We start from the raw sequence: 13109 nt of genomic DNA, 5'->3' as shown, positions 1-13109 counted from the left end.
TGAAGTTTTGTTAGTTCTTCTCGCGTCTTTGCAAGATCTTTTGCATAATATTGAGCCTTCTGGCGCTGAAGATGCAACTCGCCGTCCAGAAACGATACGCGTGTAGTTAAGGTGCTGATCGTCTTGGCATTTTCCTCTTTTTGTGTGTGATGAGCGGCTATATGCTCCTTAAGCGCTTCGGATATCTCAGCAAGTTGACGCCATGGTGAAACGAAGCTCGATGGCGTCTGCGCCGCAACGGAGGCAGATTGTTCAATAGTACCGCCCCACACCCCCAAATAATAGGTGCAGGACTGTGCCGAAATCTCAATTTGGTCCTGGCTCGGACCAAGCATAGCAAGCCCGAGCTCTACCTGCGTAGCGAGGGCTCCTGGATCGGTGTGCCCCTCGAATGCCTGACTATTGCCAAGTAAGATGTTGGCATGCCCGCTCACGGGGGCGCCAACAAGCCACTGCGCGGGGCCGAGATATTTCTCTGTCAGACTACGGAAACTCTCGAACGAATAACGTCGGTCGTGATGAGGGTTCTTTAAGTCGGGATCGTGCGTTGCGTCCTCATTGGGGCAACTCAACACCACCATAGCACCGGCTTTCAAGAAGTGAAGCAGCTGCTGGAGGAATAGTTCCGGTTCGGGCAAATGCTCAATCGTCTCGAAGGACACGACGAGATCGAAATCAACATCACCGTTCAAACACTCTGAGAGTTTTTGAACGTCACCAACTCGAAAATCGACGGAATCCGTCCCATAGAGTTTTTTTGCTATGGCCACGGCCTCATTCGAAAGATCTATGCCCAGGACTCTTTGAGCACCCCATGTCTCAATCAGTTTCGAGCCATATCCTTCACCGCAAGCGACATCGAGAACGCGGCGGCCCTTACAGATCGAATGCACAGCCGCATAGCGGCTGACATGCTCAGAGGCCGTGAATGCGTGGTAGCGGTCTTCCCCTTCAACCAAATGAAGGCGCTCCTTGGCTTCGAGATCTAAATGCTCGGCCATACTTTTCTCCCAACTCACGAAGCGCTAACTTGATCGGCCGGTTCACGGTCGAAGAAGGTCGCTCGAATATTTCTTAAATAGGCATTTGGGCTTCGTTCCGCGGCAATCATGTCTCGGCCATTTCGTCCCTTTGCCCTTCCTTCTGCGAAATGTTCGTAGAAGTCTCGGACTACATCAGCGTAGGCTTTAACCGTTTCCGTCTCGGAGGCATCTCGATCAATGAGATATCCCGTTCTCTCGTTCAATACCTCGCTGATACCGCCGACATCAGCCGCGATAACGGGAAGAGCAGCCCCCATCGCTTCCAGAATAACGTTTGGCACGCCATCAAATGCGGAGGTGTAGATAAATGCATCAAATTCCGCTAATGGTAACGAACAAAATCTTGAATATTCTCCTCGGTATTCAATAATATTACAATCATTAAATAGATCTGTATCGAATTTTTCAAGCGCTGGAGAACCGTATACGATTATTTTCAGAGAAATTTCTTTAAAATTACGTTCTATGTATTTTGCAATTTTTATGATTAAATCCGGTCTCTTTTGCTGATCTATTCTCGACGCCCATAGAAGCTTGTGTGTGGGCAGACTTTCCGTTCGGTCCCCGCTGTAGATAACCTCGGCTTTCGCCGGTATCACCTTGTACTTGTGCGCACAAAGATCCAGCCGTGCAGAGTCATGTCTAGCAACTTCGTGATTGTCGCAAATGATCAAGTCCAGGGATCCATGGCAATCGGTGATGAACTGGGTGTCGTATCCGACTGGCGTCCATCCTTCTAAGGTTCGCGTGTACATCTCACAGAAACGATAAAAGATTAATTTCGCGTCACCCAACTCATTATGGAATCGCCTAACGAAATTATTAGAGAACTCGCTACTCTTGATATGAATTAACGCGTTTGGTGCGCAACCTTGAATAATACGAAGGGCCAAAGTCTGGCGCTGCTCTTCTGACAAATTCCTTCCGATATCGTAAAGATCTATAAACGTCGTGTCGCTGGAAAGTCGAGACAACCATGTGTGTTTCTCGACATGCTCTCCGCTGATCACCAGTAGCTTTTGATTCGGACGGTTTTTTTTGATGGCGTCGATCACATCGAAAATGTACTTCTCACCCCCGCCCGTAAGCATAAACGGTATCAGCGCCACTTGTTGGAACGATCTTTCGTCGATAATTTTACATATTTTGTAATACGCTTCTCCCATGTTGGGGCTAATATTTAAATTAGAAAACGCATCGATGTGATCGACATTTTCAATGCGTATACACGGCTCTATATACATGGCCGAGGTTGCCAAATCCCGACACACCGGACTTTTGAAAAAGCTTCGTTTTATTTCTTCGTAGAGCGGAATTTTCGCCGGCTGGGGATCTCCTCTTTCGGCTTTCCACTTGTCACAAAGCTCGACATATGTCGCTGGTTCCAGGAACTTCGATGGGCGAGGAATTCCATTGGATTGTTTGGAGGCTTTCTCCATCAAACTATTATTTCGAATGCGATAGAAAACCACGGTATTTTTGGCAACCAACATCTTACAACCCGCCGCCCAGAGCTCCATGTTATGGTGCCAGTCCTCGAAGGCGTAGCCATTCGAAATCCGGGCGTCTTCAAATGGAATTCTTGTCAGGATCTCCTTACGGCAGAAAATTCGAGAGACATAAGGATGGTTCTCGAAAAATCTCTCAGGTGAGATCACATCCGTCGAAAACATTCTATAGAGCCAATTCTTTCTATCGAATGCGAGGTAGAAATTCGGGTATATTACACTCGGGCCCGGCGTTAGTTCAGCCAGATCAAAGAAACATACGATTGAATTGTATGAAATTAGATCATCAGCATCCGCAGTCATAATATATCTACCGCGGCTTAATTTGATGCCATCATTTCGGGACGGCCCAAGCGAACCATTCGCGACCGTCACGTGGCGGACCGCTACAAAGCTCAAACTGCGATAGGTGGCGACCCAATTGCGGGTGTCGTCAGAGGGGTTATCGAGCACGATAACGAGCTCGACTTTCAAACCTGAATGCCGTGCAAAGTCAGCCGCTGCTTCCAAAGACAATGTAGTTCTTTTTAGAAAAACCGCTTCATCATGTAGATTCAATACGATCGACACGTCAATTTGATCAGACAAGTTTACCCCCGAAGAATTCCTCAAAGCCCATCCGTTTGTGGCCCCCGATCAGGTCTCCACCGAACCAACCTGAAACGCGAGAGCTGCCACGTGCGGGTTCGTAGACGAAATGACTGATGTGGTCGCCGAAAGTGGAATCAACCCAGCGATCCGCTACTCCGGGCCCATCGCGGTGATATAAACTTCTACCAGGCTGGCTGATCGCGATTGAGTTTATAGTCATATTTTCTCAAATTCCCGAAGCTGGGATCATGGCCAAATGTGACATTGCTTGACTTTTGCTGGAATGTTTTGGGGAGTGTGTTGAGGTCGTCTGGGCTCCACTTCGAGGGGCCTGGCGTGTTTCCTCGCGTGGCGTCGAGCGGCGGATCCATCCACTTTGGATGTTTGGGAACGGACTTCTTGGCACCCGCGAAAGCCGGGCTGCTAAGCGTCAACAGAATACTGACAAGACAAAGAAGTGACTTCATCGGGCGGCTCATCGTCACGTGGTTGAACAAGGTCCGAACGAGCTTGAAAGCTCGCTCGGCGATTTGCGATGGTGGAAGGCAACTTCACCTGCGCCGCCTCAAGCGAACTGGAAATTGCTTTGGTGCAGATCGGCTACGGCCGTGTTCTTCAGCATGATCGTGTCATTGGCATTGGCGGTGATGACTACGTCATCGCCCACTTGCCGAGAGCCTTCCAGCAGAGAGGCCCAGTCGTGAAACACGGTATGATCGACGACAATCCGGTCCGCTCCGGCGCCGATGCCCTCGTAGCCAGAGATGCTGGCGTGACCGAAGTTTGGCGCAAACACGAAGGTGTCGTTCGCACCGAGAGCGGTTAGCGCACTATCGTGGCCGATCAGAATCTGATTGCCATTGCCCGTCACGGACGCGGCAATATCGTCGCCCAGTCGTACGCTCGCGCCGGAAGCCGTCACGCTCTGTCCATTGCCGGCAATATCGATGCCGATCGAGACCTGCTTGCCGGTCGCATCCAGTGCCGTTGACGTGTGCTGTAGCAGGTTACCAGTGCCATCGCTCCGAGCCGCGATTTTCACCGAGGTGCCATCGGCATTGGCCGTGAAGGTGTCAGTCTCGATGCTATCAAGGCTGCCGTCTCCGTCGACATCGATCGAGATGGTCTTCGACCGGGCGTCGGCGCCGATAGCAGTGATCGAGCGATAAGCGAGAGCACCGGTTCCATTAAAGTTACTCACGGTTGTCGTGACCGCTCCATCCTGGCCGATGGCGATCGTCGTCGATTGCACCCGGTCGTCGTCGCCATCGCCATCATCGTCGAAGCGAGAGGTCCGGCTATGGCCGTCTGCGCTGGTAACCGTCTGGGTCCGGGACAACAGGGTGCCGTTCGCGTCGGTAATGCTGACGGTCTGGGTCGTGGCACCATCGACGGCGCGCGTGGTCAGGTCCGTCACGGTCTCCTGCAGGGCACCGGCGCTGTCCCTGGTAACTTGGGTACGAGACAGACCGTCAGTATTGACCGTGAGTATCGTGGTGTGTGCCGGCCTCAAGGAGGTGGCAGCTTCGATCGTTGTCGTGGTGGTGGAGCCGTCAATGTTTACGACGCTCGTCTCGACGCGATCGTCGGTCCCGCTGCCATCGCTGTCGATACGCGTCGTCACGGTCTTACCGTCCGCGCTGCGTTCGATTACCGTTTGCTGAATGAGCGTGCCATTCGCCTTGCGATCGGCAATCGTGCGCGTTCGCGAGCCATCGGCATGGATGAGCGTGATGTCCGCAGCCTTGCGGTCGACCATGCCATCGGCATTATCGTCATAGGTTATCGAGCGCGATAGACCATCGGCACTGACGGTCTCGACATCGATGAAGGACCCCGAGCCATCGGCTCTAACGCCGTGCACCGTCCTGGTCACCGAGCCGTCGGTATTGGCGACCGACTGATCATCGACGATGACCTGGTTGGGATCACCAGCCAGTTGGACATTGCCCGCCAAGCCGGTCGAACCATCGGCGCGCGTAAAGTTTGCGGTACCGGTGATCGCCGAGCCATCCGCCATCGTCGTCGGACCGCCCGCCGGGTTCAGCTCGATTGAAGCAATGCCGAGTTCTCCGAGCGTCTTCATCTGGCCATTGACCAGGACCTTGAACTTCGACCAACCGGTATCGGCGGCATCGAGCTTGCCGTCGTGATTGGTGTCGAAGACCGCACGCAGGGCCTGCATATCGCTGCTTGCCGAGGGGTCCCAGGCTGTGAAGGCGAATTCGGCGTTGTTGCTGATCTTGTCGTCACCGTCAGCGTCATAAACCAGCACGCCATCGCCCTTACCAGCCCAGGCCGTGTGTTGCCGTGTGCCGTCGCCTTCAAGATTGGCAAAGCTTGATGAGGCGAACAAAGGATTTATGGTGAGACCGTTGCCATCCAAATCGAGCTCGACGGGGCCCCATGTGCCATAGCTCATCTTGATGAATTGATTGACCGCGAAATAAGAATTCCAGATTTGATGATTGTCGGGAGATAGCGTCAGCAGATAGCTGCCGCTAAGCTTTGGATACATGTAGTTTTTGTACTGCAACCATCCTCTTGGATCGATCCACTGCTCGACGTTCATACCTCCCTGATATTGACCGTACATCCAGGTGAAGACCCCATCACTTCTGAAGTTTTGAGTAATCTTTATGACACCAGGCGTACCCGGGACTATATAATAGAAGTTCGCGCCACTACCGTCCGTATTGACGCAGTGGTCCATCATCTTTCGGCCCTGCGCATCAAAATACGATTCCATCGTCGCCCAGGGCGGGTTGGATGAATAATCCCAGCGCTTTTCGACGCGCGTGCCGTCGTCATTGCTCTGGCTGACAAAGGTTTGGCGCCCCTGCCCGTCGAATAAGACCTCATATGTCCACCAAGGCTGGGTATTGGACTGATCCCACGACCCTTCCCAATGTGACCCATCCGCGAAATTGTCACGTCCCCAAGTCTGCCTGCCTTGAGCATCGAAATTCTGTTGGGACCAGACATTGGCGGGATTGCCCCAGCCGAGGACATGGGTGCCCATGGGATAGATGTCGACATAACCGCCGTCGTCGTTTCGCACTCGCTGCTGCGTCAAGCGCCCATTTGGATCGAAAGAATTCTCAATTCCGTTCCACGATTGCGTATTGGCTGCGTCCAGCGTCTGTTCCCAGGTATATCCGTCGGCATAAACATCACGGGCGAAAGTCATCCGTCGCTGAGCATCATAGCCGCGCTGGGAGCTTTCCAGACCGGGATGGGGAGGATTGTCGCCGAGGCCAATACCGCCATTGCCATAGATGTCGGTATAGGAGCCGTCATTGTTGGCGATGTGGGTATAGGTCCCCGGCGCATCGACGGTGATTGTCGAGCCCGACTTGGCTGAACCATCGGCGGCGAGGTCAGTTACCGTTTTCTTGACGGAGCCATCAATCCTCTTCACCGACACTTCAACATGATCGGCCACGCCATCATTGTTGGTGTCCTGCTTGAGTGTCGTGGTCAGGCCATCGGCACTGATTGTCTCAGTGCCCTTTGCCACGATCGCTCCGAAGGCATCGACCTCCTGGATTGTGCCGAACTGAGAGCCGTCGATCTGCTTTTGCCAATTCTCGGTATGCTCAAGGCTGCCATTCCCGTCGTAGTCGGCCTGAACCGTCCAGGAGACCCCGTCCGCGCTAGTGGTGGTTACCGTCTTGGCAGCAACCGTCTTGTTGACGGTCGCAATCGTCGAGTTCCAGGCGGCATTGCCGGGCGCGATACCAAGCTTGCGCGCAGCGTCGTTATTCACCGTGGTCGCGACCACAGAACTGTCGACAGCGGTGACCGCTGTCACAGTCTGATCAATACTGTCATTACCATCGACGTCGACCGTGATCGTGGTGGTCTTGCCATCGGCGCTCACCTTGGTTGTAGTCGCCTGCTTGAGGATTGGCGAGATGGAGGCGAAAGCGCCTCCAGCGCCTCTCTGGCTCACCTGAGAATCACGAACCATGCTGCTCGAGGAGCCATCAGCATTTAAGACGCTGGTCTCAGAACCTACCCGGTCAATGATGCCGTCACCATTGAGATCCCAGGTCGTATTCGTGGCGCGGCCATCCCAGTGCGTTGTCGTCACCATCTGGTCCTTGAGCGAGCCATCCGCTTTCAAATCCGTCATGGTGACCGTCGAACCGCCGTCCACCGCCTTAACGCGCACTTCCTTCTGATCGACGATTCCGTCGCCATTGGCATCGCGCAAAACTGTGACGAGATGGCCGTCAGCACCGGTCGTCGTGATGATCTTGTAATTCTCTGGCCCGGACATCTGACTCGTTGCGATGGTGCTGCCATCGGCCAGTGTCGTGACCGTGTTCTTGAGAACGTGGTCTGCTCCCCCGATCCCATCGGTATCGATCCAATTCGTCGACGTCAGGCCATCGGCGGCGACATTCGTCACCATCCGAGCCATCACCAAGCTCCCCTTAAAACTCGTCACTTCGCGGCTGGTCGTGCCATCAGCGTTGAGCGTGGTGGTATCCCTCTGAGACTGGCTGTAGCTGCCCGTGCCGGTTGGATCCCACTGCCGAGACACGGTCAGGCCATTGGCGCTGGTGGTCGTGGCATAGCGGCTGGTCAAGGCTGTGCCGGCAAAGCTGCTGATGGTCTGGGTCTTCGAACCATCGGCGTTAAGCGTCGTCTGATCGGCCTGGCTCTTGGAATAGTTGCCGGCTCCCGTCAGATCCCATTGCCGGGTGATCGTCAGGCCGTCGGCACTGGTGATGATCGCCGCCTTGTCCTTCAAGGTGAAACTGTATTGAGGTACCTGCTGGGTGGGATATTGAGCTAGGGCCTGCAGGTAGGTTGCATAGGATGCGGCGCCGAAATAAGCCGAATTTGGCCCCGAAATCGTTGGGTTGGTCGGCCTGGCCGTATAATTGGACAGCGTCCGAATGGTCGAACCATCGGCGTTGATCACGGTCACGTCGCGGCTCTGGCTGTCAATGAAGCCATCACCGTCAACATCGTAGTCGGTTGTGGTCGATAGCCCATTGCCGCTTACCGTCACGCGCTTGTTGTCGGAGCCGGAATGGATCCAGCCTCGATCATTCCACAGCCCAGAATTGGTGCCGGCGCCATTCGTGGAATTCGCCCCAACGCCGTCCGAATAGACCGTCGAAACAGAGCCGTCCACATTGACCGTTCGGGCGATTGTTTGGTCAGCCGTCCCGTCCCCGTCGACGTCATTCACGGTGATGGTCAAGTTCTGATCGGCGCTGACCGTGGTCGTGGTTCTATCGTGCAGAGAGCCATCGGCATTGGTATTCGACGCCACGGTCGTGACCGAGCCGTCGGCGTTAAGGGTTTTGGTCGTCGAACTGACGCGTTCGAATATTCCGTCGCCATTGCCATCCATCTGGGTCATCACGGACAAGCCGTTGGCGCTCGTCGTGGTCGTCAAACTGCCAGTGAACTGCCCCGCATAAACTTGCGTCTGCTTGCGGGAGCCATCCGCATTCGTGATGGTGACCAAACTTGATGATTGGTCGATGCTGCCATTGCCGTCGACGTCAATGGCAGCCGACTTGGACAAGCCATCAGCGCTGACAATCTGCGTGGCTCTGGACGCAAGTATGCCCGAAGTCACGAAGCTTGAGGTCGTCTTGGTCGTCGAGCCGTCGCCCTTCAGCGTGCTTATTACGCTGGTGTCGACGGAACCGTCGCCATCGAGATCGCTGGTCGTCGTGATCGCCTTGCCGTCGGCATTGGTCGTTGTGGTCGTCTGAGCGATCAGGCTCCCATTGCTGGCCTTGGTGGCTATGGTCTCAACGGTCGAGCCATCGGCATTCAAGATCGTGACATCGGTGGTGGTCTGGTCGATCGTACCGTTGCCGTCGATGTCCCGGCTGGAGGTTGTCGACAGGCCATTGGCCGCTGTGGTGGTAATTGTCTTGCCTGTCACCGCCGCGCCCGTCCCAAAACCGGCATAACTAGTAACAGTACGCGTCTTCGAGCCGTCGGCATTGAGCGTGATTACATCGGTGCCACGCAGGTCGCCGCCTGTACCATCGCCGGCGCGGTTGCCGCGAATCTGCCTTGTGGTGGTTGACAGGCCATCGCCGCTTGTGGTGGTCAGTGTGGCCTCAAGCCAATCACCACCATAGATGCCCGAGGCGCTGCGATGGGTGACGGAACCATCGGCATTGAACACGTCACTCTCGATATGCTGGCGATCGAAGCTGCCATTGCCGTCAGTATCGGTGAAGGTCCAGACGAAAGTGCCCTTGGGATTCAAGGCAACGGTCTGCACCGTGCCTAGCAACGAGCCATTAGCGGCATAGCTCTTCTGTGTCTTGGTCGTGGAGCCGTCGGCATTGGAGATATTGGTTGTGATCATATCGGCATAGCCATCGCCATTGCCGTCTGCCGTAACCGTCGTCAGCAGACGGTCGGCGCTGGTGCTGGTTGTTGTCTTGGCGAGCAAAGCCCCTGTATTGCTGGTTACCGACACGGTCTGCGCCCGGCTGCCGTCGGCGTTGAGCACGGTCGCATCCGTCGTGGTCCGATCGATCGTGCCATTGCCATCGAGGTCGTCCTGGCGGGTCGAGGTCAGGCCGTTGGCGGAGGTTGTGGTGACCGACTTGGACGTCAGCGCCCCATTCGCGCTGGTGTTCGTCACCGTCTGCGTGCTGGAACCATCGGCGTTCTTGACCGTGACATCTGTGGTGGCAGCATCGAAAACGCCGTCGCCGTTGACGTCGGTCTTGACGGTCTTCGACAGGCCGTTGGCTGAAATGGAGGTCGAGGTGGTCGAAACGGTTTTGGTACCGTCCGCGCTGTGAGCCGAGATGATCTGGGTTTTGCTGCCATCGGCCCCGATCGTGGTATCCGTTGAAGTCGGGAGGCTGAAACCAGGCGCGGTGGCCCATTGGCTGACCGTTCTGCCATCAGCGCTGGTCTTGGTGGTGGTCTGAGCGATGAGCATGCCCTTGCCGGTCTTGCTGGACACGGTCTCAGCGGTCGAACCATCGGCGTTCAAGCTCGTGACATCGGTGAGCGTCCGATCCACCACGCCATCGCCATTCACATCGCTGGCAACGCTCTTCGTCAGACCGTTGCCGGCTGTCGTCGTCACTGTCTGGTTCAGGAGAACTGTGCCTGCGCCATTATAGTTCGAGATCGTCTGTGTCCGCGAGCCGTTGGCATTGATCACCGTGACATCGGTGGTCTTGGCATCGATGGCTCCGTCGCCATTGGCATCGGTCTGTGTGATAATCGAAAGCCCGTTGCCACTGGTTGTGACGATTTGCTTGCTCAGCAAGGTGCCATTGGCACTATAGCTGGCTTTGGTGTCGGTCTTCGATCCGTCTGGATTGAGGACAATCACATCCGTGGACTTGGCGTCGTAGGCGCCGTCACCCGTGATATCGCGCTGGGTCGTCGTGCTCAAACCATTGGCACTGACAGTCGTCACGGTCTTATCGACCAGGCCGCCATTGGCCGTGAAGTCAGAAACTGTCTTGGTGGTCGATCCGTCGCTATTGGTGGTGTTGACGAGCGTGCTGTCGACATGACCATCGCCGTTCTGGTCGGTGCTGATGGTCGAGGTCAGGCGATTGGCGCTGTCGGTGGTCACGGTCTTCGACAGCAAGGCACCGCTATTGCTGGTCACCGACACGCTCTCGGTTCGGCTGCCATCGCCGTTGAGTACGATGGCATCCGTCGTGGTCCGATCGATCGTGCCGTTGCCGTCGAGGTCCTGCTGTTTGGTGGAGGTCAGGCCATTGGCCGAGGTCGTGATGACGGACTTGCCAATCAGGGCACCATTGGCACTGGTATCGGTCACCGTCTCGGTGCTGGAGCCGTCGGTGTTCCTGACGATGACATCGGTGGTGACGGCGTCATAGCTGCCATCGCCGTTGAGGTCGGACCCGGTGGTCCTGGTCAGACCGTTGGCCGAGGTCGTGCTCAGCCCGCGGCTGATCAGCGTGCCGTTAGGCCCAAAGTTCGAGATCATCTTGGTGGTCGAACCGTCGGCGCCCACGACGATCGACGTGGTCTGGTCAGTGGCGCCATCGCCATTGGCGTCGGCCGTGATGGTAATCGTCTTCTTGTCGGCGCTGGTCACCGTCACCGTTTGGCTCAGCAGCGTGCCGTTGCCGGACTTGTCCCAGACCGTTTGCGTCCTCGATCCGTCGCTCGCAATCACCGTGCCGTCGAAGCGGATCTCGTCGGCTGGTCCATCACTGTTCCGGTCGAAATACTCCGTCTTGCCCAGCCCGTCGGCGCTGATGTTGGTGGTGTGGATGGTCCGCTTTGATCCGTCGGCATTGTAATCGACGACCCAGGTCACGTGGGTGCCGTCCGGCGCCACGCTTCTGGAGATCTGCTCCACCGTGTCGAAGCTGCCGTTACCATCTTCGTCGGTCTGGATGGTCGAGGTCGCGCGGTCGGTGCTCGTGATGGTAACGGTCTTGTCAAGGACTGTGCCATTGCTGCCGGTGTCGGTCACGGTCTGTGTCCGGTTGCCGCCGGCATCGACGACCGTCACATCGGTCGTGATCTGATCGAAGGTGCCGGAACCTGCATGGTCGACCTTCGTGGTCTTGGACAGGCCATTGGCGCTGGCGATCACCTGGGTCTGGTTGATCGTCGTGCCATTGACCGCAAGATTGCTGGTCGTGGTCGTGGTCGAGCCGTCCGCTTCCAGGTTCTGGAGTTGTCGTTGGTCGACGATGCCGTCACCGTTCCGATCGAGTTCCGTCTTCACCCAGTGCAGATCGGTCGAGCGCTCCGTTCGGGCCGAGTCCCGCAGCGAACCGTCGGCATTGTAGTTACTGACCATCTCGACATTGGAGTAGGTCTGCCATTTGCTGTCGGTGACCGTTTGCGAGCGGTCGAACACACCATCGCCATTGTCGTCATATTTGATGGTCCTGCTCGTCCCGGCAGCGTTCACCGTCACGACGTTCTCGAAAGCTTTCGAGCCATCGGCATTGTAGCCAAGAATATCCGTGGTGACCGACCCATCGGCGTTCGTGGTCTTCGTCTGCTTGACGATATAGCTGCCCGATTCCGTGGCCAGGACGGCATCGCCAGCCGCACCCGTCGTGCCATTGGTTCGCGTGAAGGTGGTGGTGCCCGTAATCGCCGAGCCGTCGCTGAAGCTCTGTCCGCTGCCTGACGGCGTCAAATCGATGGAGGCAATGCCAAGCTCGCTCAGGCTCTTCATCTGGCCGTCGACAAGAACCTTGAAATCCGCCCATTTGGCGTCGCCGGCGTCGAGCTTGCCGTTGTGATTGGTGTCGAAGATGTTCTTCAGAGCTTCGAGATCGCCTTTGGCGGTCGAATCCCATTCGGTGAAGGCAAACTCCTTGGCATTGCTGAGCTTGCCGTCGTGATCGGCATCCAGGACAAGGACACCATCGCCCTTCCCAGCCCAGGCGATACGGCTGTGATACCCATCTCCATTCTGGTCGACGAATTGGGTCGACGACGACAAGGGATCGATGCGAAGCCCGTCGCCGTCCAGATCCAGGATGACAGGAAAAGGAGGAAGAGGAATTGTAAACGATATGCCGGGAACACGCCCATTCGCGAAATTGGGATTGTATCCGATGACGGCGCCGTTACCCAGACCAATCCCGCCATAGCCATTGTTGCTGAGGAGTTGCCAACCGGAGGGCGTCGAAAAATTGCTCGGCAGAGCCTGTGAGGGCGAAATAGGTGCGGTTGCTGCGGCATGGAAGCTCGACAGTTGCTGGGTGTAACCAGGTGGCACCGGAATCCTTCCCGACGATCCACCAATTGTCGGGGTAGCCTGCGGAGCCAGCCTGTTCAGGTCCGCCAGAATGCGGTTGCCCAACCGGTTCAAGGCGTTGAAGTTGAGTGAGCCCGGCAGCTTGCCGCCAGCCAGAAACGCACTCGTGGCTTGGGCAGCGTCGAAATCGGACCAGGATCTATAGGGGTTCTGAAGTTGCGATTGGCCGCCCGCATCGATGATCGAGCG

Annotated in this window: 3 protein-coding genes; all 3 read right to left on the bottom strand. The window is 56.1% G+C overall.

Going from position 1 to position 13109, the window contains the following annotated elements; translation table 11 throughout:
* On the bottom strand, positions 1-1001 hold a 1001-nt coding region (locus ACTJKX_RS36625), incomplete at its 3' end, for a class I SAM-dependent methyltransferase (RefSeq protein WP_440728329.1).
* Between the two features lie 14 nt (positions 1002-1015).
* Positions 1016-3139, bottom strand: coding sequence for a glycosyltransferase (locus ACTJKX_RS36620; protein ID WP_440728328.1), 2124 nt, complete (start codon positions 3137-3139; stop codon positions 1016-1018).
* A 568-nt stretch (positions 3140-3707) separates the two neighbouring features.
* Positions 3708-12965 carry a hypothetical protein gene (locus tag ACTJKX_RS36615; protein WP_440728327.1) on the bottom strand — a complete coding sequence of 3086 codons (9258 nt, stop codon included), beginning with the start codon at positions 12963-12965 and terminating at the stop codon, positions 3708-3710.
* Positions 12966-13109: the final 144 nt, after the last annotated feature.

It is taken from the genome of Labrys sp. 22185 (assembly GCF_052045555.1).
Lineage (GTDB): Bacteria > Pseudomonadota > Alphaproteobacteria > Rhizobiales > Labraceae > Labrys > Labrys neptuniae.
The sequence above is the reverse complement of the archived record's forward strand: the minus strand, read 5'-3'. Positions and strand labels throughout refer to the sequence as shown.